The organism is Paludibaculum fermentans, assembly GCF_051172195.1.
Taxonomy (GTDB): domain Bacteria; phylum Acidobacteriota; class Terriglobia; order Bryobacterales; family Bryobacteraceae; genus Paludibaculum; species Paludibaculum fermentans_A.
In genome coordinates, this window is record NZ_JBPJAQ010000001.1 from 4,251,527 (window position 1) to 4,277,292 (window position 25,766).

Annotated in this window: 21 protein-coding genes; 10 read left to right on the forward strand and 11 right to left on the reverse strand. The window is 63.9% G+C overall.

The genetic code is table 11. The features are described from left to right. Nucleotides 1-56: 56 nt before the first annotated feature. From ACR9Y2_RS17180 to ACR9Y2_RS17200, 5 genes are all read right to left on the reverse strand, one after another. Nucleotides 57-878 (reverse strand): SRPBCC family protein, encoded by an 822-nt coding sequence (locus tag ACR9Y2_RS17180; protein ID WP_435042696.1) that lies wholly within the window; start codon nucleotides 876-878, stop codon nucleotides 57-59. A 64-nt stretch (nucleotides 879-942) separates the two neighbouring features. Further along, nucleotides 943-1,545, reverse strand: a complete 603-nt coding sequence (locus tag ACR9Y2_RS17185; RefSeq protein WP_435042698.1) for an ArsR/SmtB family transcription factor — start codon at nucleotides 1,543-1,545, stop codon at nucleotides 943-945. Nucleotides 1,546-1,569: 24 nt separating this feature from the next. Then, nucleotides 1,570-2,211, reverse strand: coding sequence for a hypothetical protein (locus ACR9Y2_RS17190; RefSeq protein ID WP_435042699.1), 642 nt, complete (start codon nucleotides 2,209-2,211; stop codon nucleotides 1,570-1,572). A gap of 50 nt (nucleotides 2,212-2,261) precedes the next feature. Then, nucleotides 2,262-2,864, reverse strand: coding sequence for an NADPH-dependent FMN reductase (locus tag ACR9Y2_RS17195; RefSeq protein WP_435042701.1), 603 nt, complete (start codon nucleotides 2,862-2,864; stop codon nucleotides 2,262-2,264). A 5-nt stretch (nucleotides 2,865-2,869) separates the two neighbouring features. Then, the gene (locus ACR9Y2_RS17200; RefSeq protein WP_435042702.1) at nucleotides 2,870-3,580 is read right to left on the reverse strand and encodes an antibiotic biosynthesis monooxygenase family protein; all 711 of its coding nucleotides are present in this window, start codon (nucleotides 3,578-3,580) and stop codon (nucleotides 2,870-2,872) included. Nucleotides 3,581-3,634: 54 nt separating this feature from the next. Here ACR9Y2_RS17200 and soxR point away from each other — a divergent pair, with 54 nt between their 5' ends. Further along, nucleotides 3,635-4,075: a redox-sensitive transcriptional activator SoxR gene (gene soxR, locus ACR9Y2_RS17205; protein WP_435042703.1), complete on the forward strand. Its 441-nt coding sequence runs from the start codon at nucleotides 3,635-3,637 to the stop codon at nucleotides 4,073-4,075. A gap of 71 nt (nucleotides 4,076-4,146) precedes the next feature. Next, entirely contained in the window at nucleotides 4,147-4,713 is a 567-nt protein-coding gene (locus ACR9Y2_RS17210) for a DnaJ domain-containing protein (RefSeq protein WP_435042705.1), read from the forward strand. 4 nt (nucleotides 4,714-4,717) lie between these two features. On the opposite strand, the gene ACR9Y2_RS17215 is transcribed toward ACR9Y2_RS17210, so the two are convergent. Then, nucleotides 4,718-5,602 (reverse strand): formylglycine-generating enzyme family protein, encoded by an 885-nt coding sequence (locus tag ACR9Y2_RS17215; protein ID WP_435042707.1) that lies wholly within the window; start codon nucleotides 5,600-5,602, stop codon nucleotides 4,718-4,720. Between the two features lie 2 nt (nucleotides 5,603-5,604). Beyond that, a complete protein-coding gene (locus ACR9Y2_RS17220) occupies nucleotides 5,605-6,441 on the reverse strand; it encodes an alpha/beta hydrolase (protein WP_435042709.1) in 837 nt (278 codons plus the stop codon). Between the two features lie 187 nt (nucleotides 6,442-6,628). Here ACR9Y2_RS17220 and ACR9Y2_RS17225 point away from each other — a divergent pair, with 187 nt between their 5' ends. From ACR9Y2_RS17225 to ACR9Y2_RS17240, 4 genes are read left to right on the forward strand one after another with little or no spacing between them, the layout of a single operon-like run. Next, a complete protein-coding gene (locus tag ACR9Y2_RS17225) occupies nucleotides 6,629-7,675 on the forward strand; it encodes an HlyD family secretion protein (RefSeq protein WP_435042711.1) in 1,047 nt (348 codons plus the stop codon). After that, entirely contained in the window at nucleotides 7,672-8,937 is a 1,266-nt protein-coding gene (locus tag ACR9Y2_RS17230) for an efflux RND transporter periplasmic adaptor subunit (RefSeq protein WP_435042712.1), read from the forward strand. The genes ACR9Y2_RS17225 and ACR9Y2_RS17230 overlap by 4 nt, the downstream gene beginning before the upstream one ends. After that, on the forward strand, nucleotides 8,934-10,259 hold the full coding sequence (locus ACR9Y2_RS17235; RefSeq protein ID WP_435042714.1) for an efflux RND transporter periplasmic adaptor subunit: 1,326 nt from the start codon (nucleotides 8,934-8,936) through the stop codon (nucleotides 10,257-10,259). Before ACR9Y2_RS17230 ends, ACR9Y2_RS17235 begins: the two co-directional genes overlap by 4 nt. Continuing rightward, nucleotides 10,256-11,506 carry an ABC transporter permease gene (locus tag ACR9Y2_RS17240; protein WP_435042716.1) on the forward strand — a complete coding sequence of 417 codons (1,251 nt, stop codon included), beginning with the start codon at nucleotides 10,256-10,258 and terminating at the stop codon, nucleotides 11,504-11,506. The genes ACR9Y2_RS17235 and ACR9Y2_RS17240 overlap by 4 nt, the downstream gene beginning before the upstream one ends. An 8-nt stretch (nucleotides 11,507-11,514) precedes the next feature. On the opposite strand, the gene ACR9Y2_RS17245 is transcribed toward ACR9Y2_RS17240, so the two are convergent. Both ACR9Y2_RS17245 and ACR9Y2_RS17250 read right to left on the reverse strand, forming a co-directional pair. Next, on the reverse strand, nucleotides 11,515-12,444 hold the full coding sequence (locus tag ACR9Y2_RS17245) for a hypothetical protein (protein WP_435042717.1): 930 nt from the start codon (nucleotides 12,442-12,444) through the stop codon (nucleotides 11,515-11,517). 66 nt (nucleotides 12,445-12,510) lie between these two features. After that, a complete protein-coding gene (locus tag ACR9Y2_RS17250) occupies nucleotides 12,511-13,533 on the reverse strand; it encodes an alpha/beta hydrolase (RefSeq protein WP_435042719.1) in 1,023 nt (340 codons plus the stop codon). 110 nt (nucleotides 13,534-13,643) lie between these two features. Here ACR9Y2_RS17250 and ACR9Y2_RS17255 point away from each other — a divergent pair, with 110 nt between their 5' ends. The 3 genes from ACR9Y2_RS17255 to ACR9Y2_RS17265 are packed head-to-tail and all read left to right on the forward strand — an operon-like array spanning nucleotide 13,644 to nucleotide 18,425. Beyond that, nucleotides 13,644-16,004: a DUF1592 domain-containing protein gene (locus tag ACR9Y2_RS17255; RefSeq protein WP_435042720.1), complete on the forward strand. Its 2,361-nt coding sequence runs from the start codon at nucleotides 13,644-13,646 to the stop codon at nucleotides 16,002-16,004. Then, complete coding sequence (locus ACR9Y2_RS17260; protein ID WP_435042722.1) at nucleotides 16,001-17,353, forward strand: DUF1552 domain-containing protein; 1,353 nt, start codon at nucleotides 16,001-16,003, stop codon at nucleotides 17,351-17,353. Before ACR9Y2_RS17255 ends, ACR9Y2_RS17260 begins: the two co-directional genes overlap by 4 nt. Before the next feature lie 7 nt (nucleotides 17,354-17,360). Next, nucleotides 17,361-18,425 (forward strand): hypothetical protein, encoded by a 1,065-nt coding sequence (locus ACR9Y2_RS17265; protein WP_435042724.1) that lies wholly within the window; start codon nucleotides 17,361-17,363, stop codon nucleotides 18,423-18,425. Between the two features lie 12 nt (nucleotides 18,426-18,437). Here ACR9Y2_RS17265 and ACR9Y2_RS17270 read toward each other — a convergent pair whose 3' ends face one another. Both ACR9Y2_RS17270 and ACR9Y2_RS17275 read right to left on the reverse strand, forming a co-directional pair. Further along, on the reverse strand, nucleotides 18,438-21,533 hold the full coding sequence (locus ACR9Y2_RS17270; protein WP_435042725.1) for a ligand-binding sensor domain-containing protein: 3,096 nt from the start codon (nucleotides 21,531-21,533) through the stop codon (nucleotides 18,438-18,440). A 5-nt stretch (nucleotides 21,534-21,538) separates the two neighbouring features. After that, entirely contained in the window at nucleotides 21,539-22,174 is a 636-nt protein-coding gene (locus tag ACR9Y2_RS17275) for a response regulator transcription factor (protein WP_435042726.1), read from the reverse strand. Nucleotides 22,175-22,729: 555 nt separating this feature from the next. Here ACR9Y2_RS17275 and ACR9Y2_RS17280 point away from each other — a divergent pair. Beyond that, complete coding sequence (locus ACR9Y2_RS17280) at nucleotides 22,730-25,576, forward strand: vitamin B12-dependent ribonucleotide reductase (RefSeq protein ID WP_435042728.1); 2,847 nt, start codon at nucleotides 22,730-22,732, stop codon at nucleotides 25,574-25,576. Nucleotides 25,577-25,766: the final 190 nt, after the last annotated feature.

The following is a 25,766-nucleotide window of genomic DNA, read 5'->3' on the forward strand; positions in this document are numbered from 1 at the left end:
CGCGTGATTGCCGGCCATTGGAGGAAAAAGCACGGCGCGTGGAGCGCCAGCCGCGCTCAGCACATCGGGCTGCCGCTGGGCGGCGGAAAGAGCCCCGCCAGCCACTGTTGCCAGAGCGGTTCGTTGGCCGCGGCCAAAGCCGGTGAAGCTTCGCCGTAGAGGTACATGCTGAGGCAAACCACCACCATGCCGCCCATGGGCATGGTGAAGAGGTGGGCGATGCCCGGCGCGGGCTGGTCCAGGCGCAGCAGCACCTGGTGCGGGTGGCCTCCGCCCGCGGTCTCTTCCAGTACACCCGCCAGGGCTGGAGCTTCCGGGGGCGCGCTGCGACGGTCGCCGGGGGCCGCACCGGTCAGACCGAGACCGCCCGCCACCTTGGTCCACACCGCGTCGGCCGGCTCGCTGGCCATGCCCATGGCGCGGAACATGGTGCCCTGCTCACCGCGGAAGTGGGTCATGTACAGCTTCAGAATGCGGAAGAACGCCGGCCAGCCGGACTCGACGCTGTTGAGCTGGTTGTCCCAGTCGTCGCTGTCGGCAAACAGGCTATGGACGACCCGTACGATGCAGGTGCCACCGGCTTTGGCTTCGACTGACCATTCGGTGGCCAGCGAGGGTGCATTGGGGCCGAGGTCTCCGCTTTCGGCTGCGAAGCGATGCGGAGGGTCCCAGGCTGTGACCGTGGCCACGGAATCCATGCCGGGTCCGAAGTGGGCGGTGACGGTGCTGCCCACCTCACCTGAGCCTTCGCAGGGCACAAACCAGGACGATACTCCGGGCCCTGTGGCGATGGCGGCCCAGACTTCTTCTACTGAGCCCGGAACTTCTACTTCCGCCTGCACATAGCGGCGTCCGGAGGGGTCTTTCTTCACGCTCATGAGGTCTCCTATGGAGTGGGGATTCTACATCTGGAACTACTGAATCTCGTTGTGGGTGGGGGTGTCAGGACGGCTTCGACGCGGGTGGCTCGACGGGTAAGGGGTGGGCCAGGATCACCAACCGGTGGGGGCGTGCTCCCGGCGCGGTGGGAGCGTGATAGCGGGCGGCCAGGTCCGCGACGCAGGCGGTGAGTTCGCGGGTGAAGTTCGCGCGGTCGTTGGCGGAGGAGAAGTGGATCTCGGTGTCCACGGAGAGGCTGGGGAGCCGCTTGTCGACTTCCTGCGAGCGGCGCAGCAGGGCGCTGACCTCGCGGATGGCGCGGGCGGCGAGGGCAATGAGATAAGAAGCGGAGAGCCGGTCGGCCGAGCGGGCGGGATCGGCGGCCACCGGGCCCATGGCCGCTGGGGATACGACATAGCTGGAGGCCGTCGCTACCATGCGGCGTTCCGTCAGGCCGCCCCACTGCCGCTTGTCGGCGACCTCGATCAGGTTGTGGGCTTCCAGGGCGTGCAGGTGGTAGTTGATCTTCTGGCGGGCGATGCCCATGCGGTGGGCCAAGGTCGCGGCGGACGCCGGTTCGGCCAGTTCAGCCAGCAGGCGGCTGCGAACCGGGCCCAGGGCCACGGCGGCAGCGGCGGGATCGTCGATGACGGCCACGTCGAGCATGAGGCCATTGAAGCATTGACAATTTTATTTGTCAAGGGCTGGCGCAGCAGTCCACAACGCGGCATCAGACTGCAGTTTGCGCACGTAGCTGCGGGCCGACTCGCGGATTTGCGCGGCATCGCGCAGCAGCCACAACCGGGTGGCCAGGTACTCGATGCGGAGCTCACGGCCGGCTCCTGCGACACCTTGCGGGTTGCGCTCGAAGATATCCAGCATGAGGGCGTGCAGGATCTCGTGGACACAGGTGTTCATGGAGACCAGCGGAATCAGGTGGCCGTGCGCCCGGTAGAGGGAGATCATGCAGAGGTGTTGGCCCCGGTAGCGCAGGGTGACGCCGCTGAGGGAGCGGCCGCTGTCCCATTCCATGGGGATGGTGCCGGTGAGGACGATATTCAGGGTGGCGGGATCCAGGCCGGAGACGACCGGCTGGCGGCCCGGGGGCCTGAGCACTTCGCCAGTGACGTTCCGGCAGTTGAGTTGGACGCCGGCCGCCGAAAAGTCCTGTACCGCCTGCGGCCACAAGGTGGACCAGAAGTGTTGTTTTACCTCCGGGGTGAGTGTGGCCTTGCTGTCGAGGACCAGGGAGACCGGCACGATGACCGGTGCGGGCGCGGCCGCGGCCGTGAGAACGGCGGGAACCAGCGTGCAGAAGGACCTGCGAGTCATAGGTCCGCCTCGATAGGCTGGTTCAGTGTACTATTTAACTAATACATTGATCAAGTAGAATCCGACGAGATCGGAGCAGATGATGCGGCGTAAGGCCGCTTGGACTTTGCGTCCCGCAGGGCGTGGCCCCACCACACGAGCTGATTCAGCATTTTTGTGGCGTTGCGATTGGAGTGGCTGGGATTCGTAGGCTGGCCGTCCGAGCCGAATTGGGTCCAAACCCCGGCGAAACTGACGCTGTCGCGCACAGTCATGGCGTGAACCTCGACGAAGATCTGGCGGAGTTGCTCGACCGCGCGCAGGCCGCCGGAGACGCCGCCGTAGGAAACGAAGCCGATAGGCTTGGCATGCCATTCCTGGGAGTGCCAGTCGATGAGCGTTTTCAGCGGGGCAGGGAAGCTGTGGTTGTATTCCGGGGTAATCACGACGAATGCGTCGGCCCGCGAGAGCCGGGCGGAGACCGCCGCCACGGCTGGGGTCCGCTGATCGGAAAGGACTTCTGGCAACTGGGCCTCCACCAGGTCGATCACATCGATGGTCAGGCCGTCCCGCTGGGCGGCCTGGGTGGCGAACCATTGGGCGACGGTTGGGGCGAAGCGGCCCTGGCGGGTGCTGCCGACGATGATAGCGAGGTGAAGCGGGTTGTCCGGCATGGTCGTCATCCCCGGCCGGCTGCGAGGTTGAGGCCGAGCGAATAACGTTGAAAGCTCGAGGTTTTGAGGCCGGGGAAGGCGCGAACCGCCTGCCAACCCGGACCGGAACCGATCTTTCCGGGACCTGTTCCCTCGATCGCCTGGCGGTGGTCTTCGGCGCTCGCCCACTCAGCGTAATTCAGAACGCGCAAGCCGTCGGTGCTGACGTGGAAGTGGCCGCCCAGGGCGCCGGCGGGGTGTTCCGACATGGCGTCGACGGTCTGGAACACGGTGCGGACAAACTGCTTCTGCCTCTCCTGGTCGGGATTCTCGAATTCGAAGGTGACGAGGACGACGCAGCCGGGGTAGGCGGCGGTATCGCGAATGCGGCTGCGTTGGAGGTGATAGAACACCGGAGGGTTGCGGAGGATGCCGGGCACGGCGAGATCGACGAGGTCGAGACGGGGCCGGATGTGGCTCTCGATGGCGTCGAAATAGTGCTGTTCGGCGATCCACTGTCCATACGCGACGATGCCGCGGCCGTCGTTGTTCTTCAATAAGTTACAGGTGAGAAGTCCGGTCGGCGAAGGGCCGGCGCTCCACGCCTCGGCGAAGGCGCCGATGGCGGCGGCCTGGCGCTCTGGTGAACCGACGCTCCATTCGCTGACAACAACAACGCCGCACTCCGGCCGCATGAGGTTGGGGCGGAGGGGAGAAGGTGTGACTTGTGTAGGCATGTGAAGCCAGCGTAGAAGTTCAAGTACACTTGAAGTCAAGAGGAAAAGAAGCCAGTGCTGACGATTGGAGATTTGGCGAAGCGGAGCGGGGTGGCGGCCTCGGCCTTGCGGTATTACGAAGACCTGGGCCTGATCCAGGCGGAGCGCAACCCATCGGGCCACCGGCGGTATCTGCAGGCGACCTTGCGCCGGGTCGCTTTCATCGTATTTGCGCAGAAGGTGGGGCTGACGCTGGACGAGGTGGGCCGGGAGCTGGCGAAGCTGCCCAACAACCGCGTGCCGGAGCGTGCGGACTGGGCTGAGCTCTCCAGCACCTGGACGCAGCGTATCGACGAGCGCATTGCGGAGCTGCGGACCCTGCGCGAGGGAATGACGCGGTGTATCGGCTGCGGCTGCCTCTCGTTCGATCACTGCCGGTTTGCCAATCCGGGCGATCGTGCGGGGTTGCGGGGCGCTGGTCCGCGCTACTGGCTGGACGAGTCCAAGACCCCATAGGAGCGCTCGCGGGAGCGATTGCGCCACCGGCCCCATGTAGTCCTCGAGGAAAGCTTCCGATAGCTGTATTGATGAGCACTCAAACGCCCGTGAAATTCCAGGATCACTACATGGTGCTGGGGGTCCAGCGGAAGTCCACGGCGGAAGATGTTTTCCAGGCTTACAGCAAGCTGGCGGCGAAGTACCATCCTTCGAATCGAGAGACGCGGGACCAGGAGAAGTTCAATGCGGTGAACTCGGCGTACGAGGTGTTGTCCGATCCCGAACGCCGCAAGGCATTTGAAGCGAGCCTGCCGCAGGGGCAGGTGCTGGACAACCCTGAGTTCAACAGCGACGAGTTCTTCCACGCGATCCAGGGGGAGAATGCGCGGCGGATGGCGATCCTGTGCCTGCTATACGACCGGCGGCGCCTGCGGCCGGGTGTGCCTGGCGTCTCGGTGCGTGAAGTGGAGCGGACGGCGGCCATCACTACCGATGAAATGTTCTTCTGTATCTGGTATCTGAAGCAGCGCAACCTGATCATCTCAGACGACAAGAGCAACCTGCAGATCACGGTGGACGGGATGGATTACCTGGAGAAGCACACTCCGACGCCGGAGACGATCCTGCCGCTGCTGCATAAGCTGAAGAAGGCCTGATAGCTTAAGGCTCGCGTACGGCGCGGAAGCCGATCATGCGGTGGGCCTGGAATGACGGCCAGGCGGCGGACCGGGCATAGGAGTGCAGGTCCGGCGCTTCCACAAAAAACGAGCCGCCACGGACCACGCGGTAAGCTCCGCTTTCCGGTCCCTTGGGATTGCGGCGGGGCGATTCCGAATAGTAGGTGCGGCCATACCAGTCGCTGCACCATTCCATGACATTGCCGGCCATGTCCAAGGCTCCGTAAGGAGACGCGTTGCTTTGCGTCTTGAGGGCGCCGCGCAGGCTGCCGTCGAAGAAGCCGGCCGGCTGGACGGTATCGTACTTCTGGGCTCCGACGTAGTTGGCGCGGTCGCGGCTGATGTCGTTGCCCCAGGGGTAGCGGCTCTGACGGGTTCCACGGGCGGCCTTTTCCCATTCGGCTTCGGTGGGGAGCCGGTATTTGCGGCCTGTTTTCTCGCTGAGCCAGTGGCAGTAGGCCGTGGCGGAATCCCAATTCACTCCAATCACCGGGTAGCTGCCGCTGTCCGGAGTGCCGCCGCCGTGATTCTGGACCTGCGTCCAGAAGGGGACCTGATCCCTGGGAACAACCAGGCCGCCCGGCCAGTGTTTGGGGTCGTCATAGCCGGGATCGTTGCGGAAGCGGGTCCAATCGGCGTTGGTCACTTCCAGTTTGCCGATGTAGAAGGAATCCAGATAGACCACATGGACTGGGCGCTCTCGTGCTTCGCCGTCGCCGAAGTTGTCACCCATGGAGAAGTTGCCGGCCGGGACGAGGAGGAAGTCGTCGTAGCCGTCGTTGACAGTGGCGGGCGGTGTCGCCGAACTGGCGAGCAACACCAGTGCCGCGGCCAGGGCCAAGCCGCCGAGCAAGCGTAGCCTGCGCATGATCAGTGAACCTCCTGTTCGAAGCCGCCCTGTTTCAGGAAGTGGCGGAGCGAGTCCATCCAGAGCGAGAACTCGGGGCTGCGATAAGCGGCGCCAAAGCCATGGCGGCCTTTCTGATAGAGATGGAGTTCGGCCACGGCTCCGGCCTTGTTGAGGTCGATGAAGAGTTGGGCGGAGGCGTCGGCGGCCATGCGGTCGGCCGCCGCGGCGGTGAGATAAGTGGGCGGGAAGTCTTTCAGTTGTTCGCCGGGCGTGGCGCGGCCGGGTCCGTAGACGAGGACGAGGAAATCGGGGCGGCTGCCCTGGCGCGCGATGGGATCCGGGGAGTCCGGCTTGCCGGGACCGGCGGCGGCGGCCATGATGCGGCCCAGCATGGAGCCGGCGGAGAAGCCGGCGAAGCCGATGCGGCGGGGGTCGAGTTTCCACTCGGCGGCACGGGCTCGAATGAGTTGGACGGCGCGATGGGCGTCAGCGATGCGGGCCGCGTCGTTGTAGCGGGGTGAAAGGCGGTAAGTGAGGACGAACGCGGCGTAGCCCCACTCGTTGAAGCGTTCGGCGATCTCCAGCCCTTCGGCGCCGTACATGAGCATGATGTTTGCTCCACCCGGCGCGACGACGACGGCCGCGCCGTTGGCTTTCCCGGGCGGTGGCAGGAAGACGGTGAGGAGCGGTTTGTCGAGCGGGGCGGTGCCGAGGGCGAGCGGGACTTTGCCGTCTTCCCAGAGCGGGATGTTGAAGTTGGCGGCCCACTGGCCGGCGGGCGGTTTCGAGTCCGCGGCCGAGGCACAGAGGGCGACCAAGGCGGCGGCGAGGATGCGGACGGAACGGTGCAAGTTCATAGTGGGCGTCTCACAGAGATTGCGATTTGGCGTCCTGTCTGGATATGGGTATCATCTGGTCCTGCCGGCTGCAAGCCTCGCGCTTGTTTAGTAACCGCGGGCAACTGGCGAAGTAAATACAAATAATTCACGAAACCGGTCAACACTTTTATCCGTCACGGCGTCTAACGAGAGAGCACAGGTCCAGATGTTTCGAATTCTGACGGCACTAGCCGCCTCCCTATTTTTGGCCGCGTGCAGCAGGCAAACGGTAGCCCCGACCGTGGCCGCGGCGGCATCTTCCACCATTCCAACCGAAACAGCGAATGCGCCGGGTGAGATCCGCGCCACCGGTAAGGTCAAGGCGGTGCGTGAGTTCACGGTACAGGTGCCGCAGATTGCCGGGTTAACCGGACAGTCGAGCCGGCTGACGGTGACGAAGATCATTGCCAGCGGGAGTAAGGTCGAGGCCGGCGATGTACTGGCGGAGTTCGACCAGACACAGCAACTGGACAACGCGCGGGAGGCGCAGGCGAAGCTGGACGACCTGAATCACCAGATCGCGCAGAAGCAGGCGGAGAACCGCGCGAACGCCGAGACGCGTGCTTCGGAAAAGCAGCAGGCGTCGGCGGACCTGGCCAAGGCGCAGATCCAACTGCGCCGGAACGAGACATTGAGCAATATTGAGCGGGCCAAGAACGAGGAAAAGGCGGCGGCGGCGGTACTGAAGATCGAGTCGTTGAAGAAGTCGCATGAGTTCAAGGCCAAGGCGGATGTGGCGGCAGTGCGCATTTTGGAATTGAAGCGGGATCGCCAGGCTGTTTCGCTAAAACGCGCTGAAACAAATGTAAACAAATTAGCGATTAAGGCTCCGCATGCGGGGATGGTCGCACTGGAAGCGATCTGGCGAGGGGACTCCCGCGGACCGGCGCAGGAAGGCGACCAGGTGTATCCGGGACAGCCGCTGGTGCGGTTGTTCGATCCCACGGAGATGGAAGTCCACACGTCGGTGGGCGAGCCGGATGGGGCGGTGCTGGGCGCCGGGGCGCGGGCGTATGTGCGGCTGGACGCGTATCCCGACATGGTGTTCCCGGCGCGGTTCCTGACGGCGAGTCCCGTGGCGACAGCGGACTTGGGCAGTCCCATCAAGCGCTTCACCGCACGGTTTCTCATCGAGAAGAGCGACGCGCATTTGCTGCCGGATCTTTCGGCGGCGGTAGTGATTACGGGCCGCAAACCAGGAACGAATCCATGAAACTGAAGAGCGTCTTGAAGTGGGCCGGCGCGCTGCTGTTCAGTGCGGCTGCCGTGGTGGCGGTGCTGCGCCTGCGGGAAGTACGGGCGGCCACGGCGCTGCCAACCGCGCAGGTGCGCAAGGGCGAGTTCCTGGTGATTACGCGCTGCCGTGGGGAATTGCGGTCGCGCCGTTCGGTGTCGATCACGGCTCCGCAGAATGTGCCGGATCTGCGCATCGTGTGGCTGGCCGCGCAGAACTCGCTGGTGAAGGAAGGCGACGTCGTCATCCGCTTCGATCAGAGCAGCGCGAAGCAGCAATTGCAGGAGAAGGAAGCGGCGCAACGCCAGGCTCAGGCGACCCTGGACCAGGCTGTGGCCGAAGCGCGCATCACGGCCGAGGCGGACCGCCTGGCACTGTCGGCCGCGAAGTATGCGGTGGAGAAGGCGAAGCTGGAAGTGAGCCGGCAGGAGCTGTTGAGCGTCCTGGATGCCGAGACGGCCAAGGTGAATCTGGAATCCGCGCAGCAGCAGGAGAACGCGCAGAAGGCGACGGTGGGGCTGCACGAAGCTTCCGCCAAATCGAAGACTTCCTCGTTGACGCGCGTGCTGGAGCAGGCGCAGTACGAGGTCGACCTGACGAAGAGCCGGTTGTCGAAGATGGAAGTGCGGTCGCCGCTGAGCGGTGTGATCGTGTGCCAGCCGAACTACTCGCAGGGCTGGATGAACGCCAAGCCGTTCAAGGTGGGCGACCAGGCCTGGCCGGGGGCCACCATCGCGGTGATTCCCGATCTGGGAACGCTCGAGATGGAAGGCAAGGTGGAAGAGATCGACCGCGGCCGGATTGAGGCTGGCAACGACGTGAAGATCCGGCTGGACTCCCTGCCAGAGTTGACGCTGCCGGGCAAGCTGGCCGAGATGTCGACCATGGCGCAGGTGTCGTTTGAGTGGCCGCCGAGCTATAGCTTCCGGGCATACGCCAAGCTGGACAGCGCGGACACACGACTGCGGCCCGAAATGAACGGGTCGATGGATGTGATCGTCAACCGTTTGAAGGACGCGATCAGCGTGCCGGCCAAGGCGGTGTTCACGAAAGACGGCAAGCCGATTGTGTACCTGGCCTCGGCGGGAGGCTACCGGCCACACCAGGTGGAAGTGTTGGCGCGCAACCCGGATGAAGTCGCACTGAAGGGGCTGGCCGCCGGCTCAGAGGTCACGCTGGTGGAGCCGGAGGCGGACGAGACGAGCCCGGCCGCGGGCGGTAAGAAAGAGGCCAAGAAGTGAAGCGATCGGCGTGGTTGACCGGAGCTGTCATGACGGTGCCGGCCCTGGGTGTTCTGATTGCGGTGACGAGCGGCGCGGCGTCGAACTGGCCGGCATGGTCGAAGCCGGACTCCGCTGCTGCCTCCGCGGCGCCGCTGAACCTGCCCAGCACGAGTGTGAAGCGTGGCGAGGTCCAATTCACGGTCAGTGCGCGCGGTGAGTTGCAGGGCAGCAATTCCGAGATGATGGTGGCGCCGATGACCGGGGCGCGTGAGCTGATCATTACCTATTTGCGGGAGCCCGGGGAACTGGTGAAGAAGGGCGATACCGTCGTTGAGTTTGATACGACGGAGCAGGAGTTCGCCCTGGCCGAAGCGGAAGCAGACCTGGCGGAAGCCGAGCAGCAGGTGGCGCAGGCTGAAGCCGAAACCGCGGCCAAGGAAGAAGAGACGCGGGCCTTGCTGTTGCAGGCGAAGTCGGACCTGAAGGTAGCGGAGCTGGAGGCCAGGAAGAACCCGCTGCTGGCTTCGATCCTGGCGCGGCAGAATACGCTGGCCGTGGAGGCCGCGCGGGACAAGCTGAGGCAACTGGAGCAGGACATTGCGAATCGCGGCGCCTCTTCGCGTGCGGCGATCATGATCCAGGAAGCGGCGCGGAACAAGGCGCAGGTGAAGGCGCAGACGGCCCGGAAGAACATCGACTCGATGAAGCTGACGGCGAAGTCCAGCGGCTATGTGAACGTGCAGCAGAATACGAATGGCAACTTCATGTTCTGGGGGATGCAGTTGCCGGCGTTCAAGCTGGGCGATACGGCGCGCGCCGGGATGGCGGTGGCGCAGATCCCCGATCTCGCCTCCTGGGAGGTGCGGGCCCAGATCGCGGAGCTGGACCGGGGGCATCTGGCGGCCGGGCAGACCGCGGAGGTCAGCGTGGTGGCGCTGTCGAAGAAGAAGTTCAAGGCCCACATCAAGAGCATCGGCGGGACGAATGGGTCGCCGTGGGAGCGGCGGTTTGAGTGCGTATTCGCGCTGGACGATCCGGTGTCCGAGCTGCGGCCGGGCATGAGCGCGCGCATCACGGTGACCACGGACACCATCAAGGATGCGCTGTGGCTGCCGTCGCAGGCGCTGTTCGAGAGCGACGGGCGGACGTTTGTTTACCTGCAGTCGGGCCCGAGCTTTTCGCCGAAGGATGTGAAGCTGGTGCAGCGCAGCGAGAGCCGCGTGGTGATTACGGGACTGAGCGAAGGCCAGGTGGTGGCGATGGCCAGTCCGGAATCGATGCAGAAGAAGAAGGGCGAAGGCTCGGCCAGCGGGGCATTGAAAGCGTTGAAGGGCTCATGAGAATCCCTCGCATATTCTCCGATATCGCCGTCTCGTTCTCGAACCTGCGGGCACAGAAGACGCGCACGTTCCTGACGGCGCTGGGCATTGTGTTCGGGGTGGGCTCGGTGATCGGCATGCTGGCCATTGGGGAGGGCGCGAAAGAGGAGTCGCTGCGCTTCATCGAGCAACTGGGTGTGCGCAATATCCTCATCGAATCGCGGCCGGCCATGAGCGCGGAAGAGTTCCAGCAGCGGCGGCGCAACTCGCCGGGTTTGACGGAACGCGATGTGCGGATTGTGGAGACGAACCTGGAGTCGCTGGAGACCCTGTCGCCGAGGCGGACGCTGCATCCGCAGCGCGTGGTGCCCAAGCCTTCCGGCGACGTGCCCGAGCTGTACGGGGTGCGCGCGGCCTATGCGCCCATCCATAGCCTGAAACTGATGGAGGGCAAGTTCTTTTCCACCAACCACGACGAGCAGAGTGCGGCTGTGTGCGTCCTGGGCGAGAAGGCCAAGGTGAGCCTGCTGGGATATGGCAAGGCTGTGGGCCAGTTCGTCAAAGTGAATGACACGTGGCTGGAAGTGGTGGGCGTGATTGGAGAACGGGTGGCGGCGTCGCAGGCTGGCGGCGCGGGTGCACACGACGTCAACAACGTTGTCTACATCCCGCTGAACACGTTTCAATACCGCTATTGGGACCGCACCAGCAACATGCGCGACGACCTGGACGGCATCGACATCCGGCTGAAGCCGGGCGCGGACAGCATCGATTCGTCGAAGATTGTGAACGCGATTTTGAACTCGACGCACCACAATACGCAGGACTTCACAGTGACCATTCCAGCAGCGCTGCTGGCGCAACAGCAGCAGACGCAGCGGATCTTCACCTATGTAATGGTGGCGATCGCCGCGATCTCCCTGCTGGTGGGCGGCATCGGGATCATGAATATCGTGCTGGCGACCGTGCTGGAGCGCACGCGCGAGATCGGCATCCGGCGGGCCACCGGCGCGCGGCGAGTGGACATCGTGCGGCAGTTCCTGATGGAGTCGGTGCTGATTTCGGTAGGCGGTGGGCTGCTGGGGATCGCCTTCGGGTTCGGACTGTCGCATTCCATTGCGAAGTTCGCTGAGTGGAAGACCATCGTCACCAGCGCCTCGGTGATCATTGCGTTTGGTGTGTCGGTGGTGGTGGGTGTGGTCTTCGGAATCTATCCCGCCATGAAGGCGGCGCGGATCAATCCGATTGAAGCGCTGCGGTACGAGTAGGCCGCGTCTCAGCCGGCGGTGGTGCCTGGGTTGTCCCCTTTGCTGGCCAGAAGCGGTTTCAGGCTGCTGAGCGACTTCAGTATGTTGTACCAGAACGGCGCTCCGAGACTCAGGAGGGCGATGGTGAACAGCACGCCCAGCAGATGGCGGCGACCCTCATAGGTGGAGTACCACGGGTTGGGATAGGGAGACGGGATCAGGTTCAGCCGGGTCGCATCCAGGCTCGATTTGATCTCCCGGGCCTGTTGCGCCAGAGTCTCCAGCGCGGCCTTCTCGTCGGTCGCCTGCGCCGGTTGCTGTGCCTTGGCGCTGAGGGTGGACGAGGCGGCTACCAGCCCGGCCCGCAATTCCGCGTCGGAGGAGAGCTGCGTATAGAGTTGCAGGCTGTCGAGGTGCAGCGCCAGGCAGAGCGCCACCGCGAAGAGAATGGTCCAGACACGCATGTGCAGCCGGAAGCGCTGCGAGGTGCGGCCCATGGCAGTTTCAAACCAGAACTGGAATTCCTCGGCTACGCCTTGGACCGGAACCGGTGCGCTGCCCGCGGCCGGTTGGGCGTGCTGCACGATGTTGTGCATTGCGGTTTTGAGATCCCCGGCCTTGGTCTGGACGGTGATGCGCTCCAGGATCCGGACGAATTCGGCCACTGTGACGTGGTTGGCCAGTTGCCAGCGCTGCAGCAGCGGCACCTTGCGGCGGATGATGGACAGGGACGAGTCGGAGATCAGCGGGTGCCGCAGCACGGCCTCGGCGATGTCGTGAGCGTGCTGCTTCGAATCCGGGTAGATGTTCTCGATCAGCGCCTTGAGGCCCCACCTCAGGTTGGTGCCGCGCAAGCCGAGGAAGGCCGAGACCATCTGGGTGAAGGTCGTGATGAGCAGGCTGACGCCCAACATCACGGTGGCGAAGGCGATGAGCGTATCCAGGTGCTCCAGCGACATAGGCGTACTCCTCCGAGTACTTGATGACTACACCTTCCCGGCACCGAACACAATACGAAAGGCGGCTCAGTTCGCGGGCGTGGACGGCTTCTTCGGTTCGCGGACCGAGCGTTCCACTGAGTCGTGGACGTCCGTCGAGACCGGCTGGTCCCGCCACAACCAGCGCATCATCTCCGGCAGGATGGGGCCGCCCATCTTCTGCCCGTGCCGGTTGATGCCCCAGGTGTAGTTCACGTCATACCCCTTCGCGGTCAGGGCCTTCATCATGCGGACGTTCTGGTAGAACCAGTCGCGCTTCTCGTCGTAGGTGCCGTCCTGGCGCAGGCCGCGGTTGTCGTTCCGGCCGTCCTGCAGGAAGATGCGGATGGGCTTCTTGTCCGCCTTGAGGATCAGGTCCGGGTAGATGTGGCCGCCGCGCAGGTTGACGAAGCTGCCGACGACGCTGAGGACCTTGTGGAATTCGTTGGGGCGCTCCCAGGCGACGGTGAAGGCGGCGATGGCGCCGGAACTGGCTCCGCCGATGCCGCGCTGCTCGGGGTCCTTCGAGATGTTGTAGGTCTTGTTCAGCACGGGCAAGAGTTCGTCGACGATCACGCGCGCATATTTGTCATCCAGCGTGTTGTATTCCGTCGGACGGTTGGTGGTGCGATCGCCCCACTCCTTGGCGTTGGGCTCCGGTTGATCGGGACGGCGGCCCGGATTGATGAACACGCCGAGCATTACCGGTATTTCACGACGAAATATCAAATTGTCCATGACATTTTGTGCACGTGCATCCCCCTCAGCGTTCATGAACGCTTGTCCATCGTTGAACACCATCAAACTGGCCGGGACCGCCGGGTCGTATTGCGCCGGCACGTACACCCAGTAAGTATGCTGCGTGCCTGGATACGCTTCGCTGGGCAGGGTGAACGGGCCGCGGATTTCACCCTTGGGTACGCCGTCCTGGGGCAGGGAATCGGGGCCCAGATGGTAGTAGATATCGGGGTTCGGCGGCTGATTCGCAGCGGGCGTGTTGCCTTGCGCCCAGGCGGTTCCGGGAATCCCCGCTACGAGGAGGGAGAAAACAAAGACAGGTGTTCGGTGCATAGAGGCGGGTTGGCGATTGAATTTGAATTACTCGCGTGTCAAGATTATCATGCCCCGCAACCGTATCCGTAGTAACTTGTCAAGGATGTAATCCGCCTACCAGAGGGGGTATGCGTATCACCACTCGTCGTCTGGCTATTGCCGTCTCTGTCGCCGGCCTGCTCACTGCGCAGCAGATGCCCGTGCCTGCGAAAAAGTCCGTCGCACCGGCTGCCGCCACAGCGCCCAGCTTTGAGAAGACCGTTGCGCCGGTGCTGACGAAGACCTGCGCGCCCTGCCACAACAGCCAGATGGCCTCGGGCGGTTTCGATGCTGATCACTTCCTGAATCCCTCTACGGTCTCTACCCAGCGCGATGGCTGGGACCGCATCCTGATGAAGCTGCGCAACGGCGAGATGCCGCCCAAGGGGATGCCGAAATCCCAGGTGGCGATCGATTCGCTGGTGCACTACGTCCAGGGCGAGGTGGACCGGATCGACCGCAACGCCAAGCCGGATCCCGGCCGCGTGGTGGCGCACCGCCTGAACCGTACTGAATACTCGAACACGATCCGCGACCTGCTGGGCCTGGAGTTTCGGGCGCAGAAGGACTTCCCCACCGATGATTCCGGCGAGGGGTTCGACAATATCGGGGACATTCTGACCATCTCCCCTGTGCTGATGGAGAAGTACCTGGCCGCGGCGGAGCGCATTGCGTCCCGCGCGCTGGCGGCCGATCCGCTGCCCAAACCCATCCAGGTGGACTACGCGAATAAGGACAAGCGCATCCGGCGTGTGGATCCCAGCACCATCGAAGCTACGCACCGGGTGGAGTTCGACGGCGATTACACCGTGCGGTTTGCCCTGCCGGGCGAACGGCCGAAGGATGCCAAGCCGGTCCAACTCGCATTCTGGATGGACGGGAAGCTGCTGGCGACAAAGCTGATCGAAACGAAGCCGTCGGGCCTGGTCTACTTCGACCCTTACTCCGAAGAGGAGATGCGGCTGTTCCTGCCCGAGGGCGACCATGTCTTCCGCGCTGGGTTCCTCAACGACGATTTCGTGAAGGATCTCGGACCGAAGGAGATCTACAAGCGGAAGTCGAATAAGTACCTGGACGGGATGCTGTTCATTGGCCCGTTCAAGCCCGCCAATCCTCCGGCCAGCCGGGCGAAGGTGCTGATCTGCGACCCGAAATCGGGGCCTGCCTGTGTGGACAGGATCGTGACGAACCTGGCGCGCCGCGCCTACCGCCGGCCGGTCACCCGGGCCGAAGTGGCGTCGCTGCTGAAGTTCGTCGCCCTGGCGAAGGAGCACGGGCAGTCGACGGAGCAGGGCATTCAGCTGGTCCTGCAGGCCATCCTGGTGTCGCCGAACTTCCTGTTCCACATCGAGCGGGATCCCAACCCGACCGACCCCGGTGCGGTGCACCCGGTTTCGGGTGTCGAACTCGCTTCCCGGCTCAGTTACTTTCTGTGGAGTTCCATGCCGGATGACGAGCTGCTGGCATTGGGGGAATCCGGCAAGTTGAAAGCCCCGGGTGTGCTGGATGCGCAGGTGAAGCGCCTGCTGGCCGACCCGCGCTCCGCTGCATTGGCGGACAGTTTCGCGGCGCAGTGGCTGGAGATCCGGAACCTGGATGTCGTGAAGCCCGATCCGCAGAAGTTTCCGGACTGGAATCCCGAACTGCGCGATGCCATGCGCATGGAGACCAGCCTGTTCTTCGACCACGTGTTGCGGCAGAACCGTCCGATGGCCGACTTCCTGGACGCCAAATACACGTTCCTGAACGAACGGCTGGCGAAGCACTACGGGATTCAGGGTGTGACCGGGCCCGAGTTCCGCCGGGTGGAATTGACCAGCGACCAGCGCGGCGGCATCCTGAGCCAGGCGAGCGTCCTCACCGTTTCCAGCTACCCCACACGGACGTCCGTGGTGATCCGCGGCAAGTACGTTCTGCAGGAGATCCTCGGCGCTCCTCCGCCGCCGCCTCCGCCGGATGTTCCGCCGCTGGACGAAGCGGCTGTCGGCACGTCGCTGTCGTTGCGCCAGCAGATGGAGAAGCACCGCTCAAACGCAGTCTGCGCCTCGTGCCATTCCAAGATGGATCCGCTCGGCTTCGGCCTGGAGAACTACGACGGCATCGGCAAATGGCGGACGATGGACGGCAAGTTCCCCGTGGATTCCAGCGGGATCCTGCCGAACGGGCAGTCGTTCACCACTCCGGCTGAGATGCGTGCGGTTCTGAAATCGCAGTTGCCGCAATTCGCGCGCTGCGTCATCGAGAAGCTGATGATCTACGGGCTGGGGCGCGGCATGGCGACGCCGGACCGGCGGGTGATCGACGAGATCGGCAAGAAGCTGGCGGCGGACGGATATCCCTTCCAGACGGCGATCTTTGAAGTGGTGAAGAGCATGCCGTTCCAGATGCGGCGCGGTGAACTGGTGAGCAGCGACAAGCAGGCGAAACCCAAGGAGGTTGCCCAGAGATGAAGATCACGCGGAAAGCCCTTCCGAGAAGAACGATCCTGCGCGGCATGGGCGCCGCGGTGGGGCTGCCCTTCCTGGATGCCATGCTGCCGGCGATGGCTACTCCGGCGCAGGCCGCGGTCGCCAAGACTCCGCTGCGCCTGGCGTTTGCTTACGTGCCGAACGGCATCATCATGAACCACTGGAATCCTTCCTATGAGGGCCAGTTGGGCGAGCTGCCGCGGATTCTCAAGGCGATGGAGCCGCACCGCGACGACATCCTGATGCTGGGCAACCTGACGCACAACACTGGCCGCGCGCTGCTGGATGGCGCGGGCGACCACGGGCGCTGCTCTGGTTCCTACCTCACCGGTATCCAGGTGAAGAAGACGATGGTCGACATCAAGGCCGGCGTCTCGTGCGACCAGATCGTGGCCAAACACCTGGGCGAGCAGACACGGTTCCCGTCGCTGGAAGTGGGCATGGAAGACGCGCGCCAGGCCGGCGACTGCGACTCTGGTTACTCCTGCGCGTATACGAACAACCTGGCTTGGAAGAGCGAGACCCAGCCGCTGCCGCCGCTGCTCGATCCCCGCGCCATGTTTGAACGCCTGTTCGGGAACGGCGCCGTGCGTAGCCCCGAAGCCAAGGCGCGGCAGGCCGACTACCGCCGCAGCATCCTGGACTTCGTGAATTCCGAGACCGGCAAGCTCAAGTCCACCCTCGGCCCTTCGGACAACCGTAAGCTGGACGAGTATCTGACTTCCATCCGGGAAGTGGAACGGCAGATCGACCGGGCCGAGAAGAGCAATGCCCAGATCGATCCCAAGATGGAGAAACCCTACGGCGTGCCGGCCGACTTCTCTGAGCATTTCAAGCTGATGACCGACATGATCACCATCGCGTTCCAGGCCGACCTGACTCGCGTGGTGACGTTCCTCATGACGAGGGAAGGCACGTCGCGGCCCTATCGGGAGCTCGATATCGCGGACGGCCACCACCCCTGCACCCACCACATGAACAAGCCCGACCTCATCGAAAAGGTGGTGCGGATCAATACCTATCACGTGGCGCAGATGGCCGGCTGGGTGGAGAAGTTGAAGACGACGAAGGAGTCCACGGGCAGCCTGCTGGACAACATGATGCTGGTCTATGGCGCGGGCCTGTCGGATGGCAACCGGCACCTGCACGAGGATCTGCCGACGATCCTCATCGGCAAGGGCGGCAACACCATCAAGCCGGGCCGCCGCGTGGTCTTCCGCCGCGAAACGCCCATGTGCAACATGCACCTGGCCTTGATGGAGCGGATGGGCGTCCACATGGAGCACTTCGGCGACGCCACCGGGCAGTTGAGCCTGGCTGAACTCTCCTAGAGCCGTTATGCAGTTCTCTGGTCTAGCGAAGCCGCCCATCGGGGTCGTATTCGATTCCGCCCTGGGCGATGGTATTGACGATGTTCTGGCACTGGCGCTGCTCTACGCATTGGAAGGTAAGAGCGAGACACGCGTGGTCTCCACCAGCACTACGAAGTCGTCCTTGCGGTCAGCCATGTTTGCCGAAACGCTGACGAAATTCCTGATGGGCCCTCCTCCTCCGCGGCCCACTTCCGGAGTCTTTGCCGGGTTTCAGCGGCCGGTGCCCGCCATCGGCATGGCCGACAACGGCAAGCTTGGACAGGACACTCCTGTTCTGCGGGCAGTGCTGGACAAAAAGAACGAGCAGGGCGAACCCCTGTATCCGCGCGCCCTCGCCAAACTGAACGAGACAGCCGATCCGGCGGCGCTCATCCGCAACGCCCTCACGGCGCAGAACGATGAAAACTGCCTGGTGCTGCTGGCGGGCCCGGCTACGAATCTCGTGGCGATGATGGGTCTGCCGGGCTCGATGGAACTGATCCGGGCCAAGGTGAAGGTGCTGCTGCTGTCTTGGGGCGCGTTCCCCGAGGGGCCGGCCGATCCCAAGGTAAAGGCCGACCTGGCGGCCGCCCGGCAGTTGCTCGCCACCTGGCCTACGCCGATTGTTGCCGTAGGGGCCGAGGTCGGGACGGCACTTCCGTTTCCCGGCGAGAGTCTGGGCAGAGATTTCGCCTGGGCGCCCACCCATCCTATTGTTGACGCCTGCCTCGCTTACCACGCGCAGCCTTTCGACGCGCCCGCGCCGACTCTGGCGGCGGCACTGTACTCCATCCGTCCGGAAAGCGGCTTCACTCTTTCCGCACCCGGATCCCTCACCGTCCTCGACGACGGGCGGATCCGCTTTGCACCGGGCGCCGGCGGCAAACACAACTTCCTGGTGGCCGACGCGGCCCGAACGGCGGAGATCCAGCGCACCTATGTGGAACTGGTGAGCGCCAAGCCCGTAGCCCGTCCGATGCGCCGCCGCATCCAGGAGAAGAAGGAAGAGATTCCTCCGGCCGAGGTCAAACCGTCTGATCCGCCCAATTGAACGGCCGGGGCGTCAGGGACGGCCGGCGGGCGGCTTGCCGCGCCGCAAGAGATGGCTGAGCCGGGTGGTGAGGCGGCTGCGCGCGGGCCCCGGTTCCGTATACAGCAGTTGCCCCGGGACCACGAGTTGCACTTCCGCGCCTGCCCCTGGAGTGCTGAAGATGCGCAGCCTGCCGCCGATCCGTTCCGCGCGCTCCTGCATCGTCGCCAGCCCGAAGTGACCCTCCCGGCCGCGTTCCGAAATCTCTCGAGGGATCCCTTTGCCGTTGTCGCGCACTTTCAGCTCGAGGTTTGTTCCGTAGTTCAGTTCCACCTGCACTTTGCTGCCGCCCGAGTGCTTCACGGCATTGCGAATGGCCTCGCAGCCGATCCGGTAGAGTTCGTCGCGCAGGATCGGGTGCATCTGCTTCACCTCGCCTTCCACCGAGAGCACGACTTGCATCGACGCGGGCATTTGCGCCTCTTCGGCAGCCTGCCTGAGCCCATCGGCCAGATCATTGGTCTGCGTGGTGGAGACGCGCAGTTCGTTCAGCGTCGCGCGGCCTTCCCGCGTGGCCTGTGCCAACCAGCCGGAGAGTTTCTCCAGCGCGCGGCGCATGCGGGCCGTGTCTTCGGGGTCGCTCAAAGCGTCGTCGGCCACCATCCGGCTGCCCTGGATGGTCTGCAGTAGAGTATCGTGCAGTTCGCGGGCCAACCGCGTCCGTTCGGACAGCCGTTCTGCAAAGCGCGCGTTCAGGCCGGCGGCGATCTGCCGGATCCGGAACCGGTAGCCCAGCCACGCACTGCCCAGCAGCAGCAGAGCGATCGCCAGTTGGAAACCGTGCGTCTGGTAGTACGCCGGCCGGATCGAAAAGCTCAGGCTGTCGCCGGCCTCATTCCAGACACCCTCCGGATTGCTCGCCATCACGCGGAAACGGTACGTGCCGGGACCCAGGCGGCTGTAGAATGCCTGGCGGCGGGTGCCGGGCTCCTGCCATGCGGTATCCTGCCCCTCCAGCATGTAGCGAAACCGTACCTTTTGCGGCAGGGCGAGACAGACGGCCGTGTAGTCGATCTGCAATTCCCGGGTCAGCGCCGGCAGTTCCAGGCCCTGCCTGGGCGCGTAGGGGCGGCGGTCGGCGAAGGTCTGCTCAATGTGAACCGGGGGTGAAGGCGCCGGGGTATCCAGCGTAGCGGGATCCAGGACCTGTACGAATTTGTCTGAGACGAACCAGATCCGGCCGTCGGTCGAGCGTGTAATCGAGGGCGCAAAAGCCGCCGGCCCGGGGCGGGCGCCGTCCAGGGCGTCAAAAGTGCGCACCTGCAGAATGGCGTCAGGATGGGCCCACCACCGCTCCACCTCCTCCCGGGTCAACAGCAGCAGCCCGCACTCGGAGAGGATCCACAACCGGCCCTGGGGATCCCGTAAGTGACCGTTGACGCGGCTGCAGGGCAGCCCGTTGGCCGTCCCCATCCTTCTGGCGACTCCGTTCTTCCAGCGGATGAGTCCCTGGGGGTTGGAAATCCAGACGGATCCGTCAGTATCGGGTACTACCTCGCGCACGGGCAGAGGATCGCCCGTGGCCTGCGCCGGCAGCGCGAATCTCGCGAGCTGGCCCTCTTTCAGCCGTGCCAGTTCACCGGATTGCAGGCCCAGCCACAACGCTCCACCGCCGGCGCTGGCCAAGCCGCGCGCCGCAGGCACCCGCCCGGCCTCGAACTCCTCCACCGCCCGTTCGTTGCGGATGTGGACCAGGCGTCGCGCCGGAGCGATGACCTCGGCCCACACGTCGCCCTCGGAAGTGGCCGCCATCACCCATACCGTGCCGAATGCCGGACCGTGCAGCCCTGGAACATTCCGAAAGCGGCCTCCATCCAATATGAACAAACCGCCATCCACGCCCACCCACAAGCGGCCCGCCGGGTCCTCCAGCAGCGAGGTGACCCTGCGGCCGGGCAGGCCGTTCCGGGCCTGGATTGCGAGAATCCGGCCGTCCTGAATCGATTCCAGCGCGCCGCCGTTGCCAATCCAGACTTTTCCGTCCCGCGTGCCGAGGATGGAGCTCGCTTTCTCCGCCGTCAGGCCTTCCCGGATAGAGTAAGTCGTTATTTGCAGGTCTCTCAGGCGGTCGAGGCCATTGGAGGTCGCGATCCAGAGATTGCCCTCGCGATCCTCCAGGAAATCGTTCACGCTGGCACTGGAGAGCCCATCTTCCGGGCCGTAATGCTCGATTTGCCCGGCCTGCAGACGGTAGAGTCCGTGGGCGGTTGTCCCCACCCAGACTGCGCCATGGCTGTCTACCAGCAGTGCCATGACCTCCACCTGGCTGCCCGCCGCGGCGGGCAGGTGGACCCCGGTCCAAACCCCGTGCTCCCGCTTCAGGAGACTCGGCCCAGTCCCGGAATTCTCGATTCCGGCCCAGACCACTCCGCCCGGTTCCACGGCCACGCAGGAAACACCGGAAAGCCCGCCGCCCGCCGGCACCCGATCCCGCAGATGAACTTCGCCGAAGCCGGGCCGCCAGCGGAACACTCCCTCCGGGGCACCACCCCAGAAGTCGCCGTTGCGGTCGCGCTTCATCGGCACCACCAGGCTGAACGGGACCCCGTCAGCCCGGCCAAAACACCGGACCTTGTCCCCCTCGGTGCGGCAGATGGGGCCGCTTGGCTCCTGCGGACGCGAACGGGCAAACCACACGTTTCCATCCGCATCTTCCTCGATGGCGTTAATGTGGCCCCGGCCGGTTGTGTAGTTGGTCAGCCTGCCATTCCGCCAACGGGACAAGGCTGAGCCCGATCCGATCCAGAGGCTGCCGTCGCTGGCGCCGCGCAGCGAGAAGATACTGGAATTCAACAGGCGTTGCCCGGCCGGCGGCTCCCATTGGACAAACCGGTTACCGTCGAAGCGAACGAGTCCGGCGTCGGTCCCAATCCACAAGTAGCCGTCTTTTGTTTGCGCCAGGGTGTTCGGCGTTGCCCCGAAGGCGCCGTCCTCAATCCGCCAGGCTGTGTGTGCGTACTGCGTCAAGCGGCGAGCCGGGTTCAGGGCGAAGCACGGAGCGGTGGCCAGAATCAGCAGCAGTGCCAGCCAGGCGCCCAGCCGCCCACCCGGGGTGCTGGTAGCTTGCATGGGATTCAAGGCGAATCCATCAGCAATCCGCGCTTTAACGCAATGGCGACAGCGTGGGTCCGGTCATTTGCGCTCAGTTTCTCCACCACGTTTTTGATGTGGTAGTTCACCGTTGTTTCCGAAATGAACAGGGCTGCGGCAATCTCTTTGTTCCGGTTGCCGTCGCGGACGAGACGCAAAACGTCCAATTCCCGCTCAGTCAGATGCTCATCGCCCAGGAACTCCGCCAGCCGGGCGGCCACGTCGGGCGGCACGTGCCGCTGGCCGGAGTGTACCGTCCGGATGGCGTCCAGCAGGGTGTTCTTGTGAGCGCTCTTCAGCAGATAGGCGGCGGCTCCAGCGCGCAGAGCCCGCCCGATTTCACCGTCTCCCTCTGAGCTGCTCAGCATGATGACGCGGGCCTGCGGGCACTCCGAACGGATGGCGATCAGCGCGTCAATCCCCGTTTCCCCCGGCAGCCGCACGTCCATCAGCGTGATGTCCGGCTCGTGCAGCCGGAACATCTCAGCTGCCTCGCGCGCCGTGGACGCATTCGCGACCAGGGTCATGTCCGGCTGCGAGGCCAGGATGGTCGCCAGTCCTTCGCGAAAGATGGGGTGATCCTCCACGCTCAGGATGCGGATTGACTTCTCTGCTTCCATACTTCAGATGAACGGTTGGTTTTGGGGTGGTGGCGCGAACCCAGGGGACGAACCTGGGTTGAGGACTGTCGTGGATCGGGATCCTCACCCCGATGAAGAATAGTTTATCTTACCCAAGGGTGAAGTATGCCTCCAAGGCGCTAAAACGCCGAAGATCCGCGAATTTACTCCTCCCACAGGCAGGCGCGCCATACCCGGGCGGCCGTAGCACCGTCAAAGCCGGTTTGAGTTGAACACCTATCCGCCCACCCCGCATCCTTTACTTTAAGGATGGGCGGAATTCGAGGAGTGAACCGCCGTTGGGGCTATCGTCGGATGTGCAGATTTGCCCTAGGGTACGCTACGTTGAAAGCCCGACCAGCGCCGCCCCCGAATGTCACACTTTCATGAAATTCGATCACCAGCGCTATCAAGCACATGCACACGATCTATGGATTGCAGTATTGACCGCCCACAACATATTGGGGTATTGTTTCGAGTGCCCCCCAACGATTTCAGTGTCTTCTGAGCCACTTGCCGGGGAGTATTGTTCTCTATAAAAACAAGGAGCCACCGATGGGCCAGCTAAGTGTGGACTTGAGCGCTCACATCAAAACTTTTCGCCGCAATTTGCGGAAGGAGGAACGGACCGGTCTCAGTTTCCCCCGCTATTTCACTGCCAGGTTGGAGGCGGGTAGGACACCTTACGACGAAGTAAGGTGGGAACTGAGGACGGCTTCGATCGGTAACGACAAGGGAGCGATGATCTTCGAGCAGAAAGACCTCGAAGTTCCGGAGGCCTGGTCGCAGACCGCCACCAACATCGTTGCTTCCAAGTACTTCCATGGCAAGATGGGCACGCCGGAGCGGGAGCGCTCGGTCGCCCAGTTGATTCATCGCGTAGTCGACACCATTAGCGAGTGGGGCATCGAAGGCCGCTATTTCCGCTCCCTCGAGGACGCCGCCAACTTCCGGAACGAGCTGGCGCATCTGATGCTGACCCAGAAGGCCTGTTTCAATTCCCCGGTGTGGTTCAACGTCGGCGTGAAGGAAGAGAATCGCGGCTACGGCTGGTATTACGACGAGTCGACCGATTCGATCAACAAACTCGACAAAACAAACCACCGGCCGCAGTGCTCGGCCTGCTTCATCAATTCCGTTCAGGATTCGCTCGAGTCGATTCTCGATCTCGCGAAGACCGAAGGCATGCTGTTCAAGTGGGGTTCCGGCACCGGCACGAACCTGTCGACCCTGCGCGAAGAAAACGGACTGCTGTGGGGCGGCGGCCGCGCCTCCGGTCCCCTCAGCTTCATGAAGGGTTTCGACGCCTTTGCGGGCGTCATCAAGTCGGGCGGCAAGACGCGCCGCGCGGCCAAGATGGTGATTCTGAACGCGGAACACCCCGATGTGGAACAGTTCATCTGGTGCAAGGCGAAGGAAGAGCGCAAAGCCCACACGCTGATCGACGCAGGCTACGACCAGTCGCTCGACGGCGAGGCCTATGCCTCCATCTTCTTCCAGAATGCGAACAACAGCGTCCGCGCCACCGACAGCTTCATGCAGTCCGTGGTGGACGACACCGATTGGTGGACCAAATCCGTCGTCTCCGGCGAGAACGTCCGCAAGTTCCGCGGCCGCGACCTGATGCGCTCGATCTCTGAGGCCACCTGGCAGTGCGGCGACCCGGGCATGCAGTTCGACACCACCATCAACAAGTGGCATACGTCGAAGAACACGGCCCGCATCAATGCGTCGAACCCCTGTTCGGAATACATGTTCCTCGACGACTCGGCCTGCAATCTGGCGTCCTTGAACCTGATGCGGTTTGTGAGCGCCGGCGGCACCTTCGACGTGGAAGCCTTCCGGCATGCGGTCGACACGGTGATCCTGGCCCAGGAGATCCTGGTCGACAGTGCCAGCTATCCTACTGAAAAGATTGCACGCAATTCGCACGACTACCGCCCGCTGGGCCTCGGCTACGCCAATCTCGGCTCCCTGCTGATGTCCATGGGCGTGCCCTACGACAGTGACCAGGGCCGTGCCTGGGCGGGCGCCATCACCGCTGTGATGTGCGGCCAGTCCTATCTCACCAGCGCCCGCATCGCCGAAGTGGTCGGGCCGTGTCCCGGCTACCCCATCAACGAGGAGCCCTTCCTCGAAGTGATCAAGATGCACGGCGCGCAAGTCAGCGGCATCGATTCCAAACTGGTGCCCCAGCCGCTGTTCCAGGCGGCCAGCGAGACCTGGAAACAGGCCTACGACCTCGGCCAGAAGACCGGCTACCGCAATGCCCAGACCACGGTGATCGCCCCCACGGGCACCATCGGCTTCATGATGGATTGCGACACCACCGGCGTCGAGCCCGACCTCGCCCTGGTCAAGTACAAGAAGCTGGTCGGCGGCGGCGTCATCAAGATCGTCAACAACACTGTGCCGGCCGCGCTCATCCGCCTCGGCTACTCCCCTGAACAGGTGGAGAAGATCGTCGCCCACATCGACACCACGGGCTCGATCGAAGGTGCGCCGGAACTCAAGGCCGAGCACCTGCCGGTGTTCGACTGCTCGTTCAAGTCGCCCAAGGGCACGCGCTACATCCACCACATGGGTCATATCCGGATGATGGCCGCAGTCCAGCCGTTCATTTCGGGTGCCATCTCCAAGACCATCAACATGCCCGAGGAGTCCACGGTCGAGGACATCATGGGCGCCTACATCGAAAGCTGGAAGCTCGGCCTGAAAGCGGTGGCCATCTATCGCGATGGCTCGAAGCGCGTCCAGCCGCTCAGCTCCGGCAGCAGCAAGGGCGAGAAGAAGTCGATCGCCTCCCAGGTGGCGATGCCCGCTCCGGCTCCGGCCCGCATCGAGGAGCGCATCGTCTACCGTCCGCTGCGCAGGAAGCTGCCCGACGAACGGCAGTCGATTACCCATAAGTTCTCCATCGCCGGCCACGAAGGCTATATCACGGTGGGCATGTTCGAAGACGGGACGCCCGGCGAACTGTTCATCACGATGGCCAAGGAAGGCTCCACCATCTCGGGGCTCATGGACAGCTTCGCCACCACGGTGAGCTATGCCCTGCAGTACGGTGTGCCCGTCCAGTTCTTCGTGGATAAGTTCAGCCACGTCCGGTTCGAGCCCTCGGGCTACACCGGCAACCCGAACATCCCGTATGCCAAGTCCATCATGGACTACATCTTCCGCTGGCTCGCCCTGAAGTTCATCGGGCCGAACACGGTGGAGAACGAAGCGGGCCTCAGCACAAAGCTGCGCCCGACTGAGCCGGAACCGCAGCAGAAGCTGCAATTCTCTCCGGCCGACGGCATGCAGGACGCTCCGGCGTGTTCCGAGTGCGGGGGCCTGATGACCCGCAACGGCTCGTGCTACAAGTGCGAGAACTGCGGCGGCACGTCCGGCTGCTCTTAGTTCGAATCGAAATGGGGAGCTGGCCGATCCTGGCTGGCTCCCTGCTCCACCGCCCGCCATTCCCCTCCGCTCGACTTACCCCCAAGCCGCCTCGATCTTGATCTGCCTGGCGCACGCCCACGCCACCCCGCCCGGATTCCTGTCGCCAATCCCTCCGCCCACGCATCCAACCTCTCAGCGCAATCCGGAA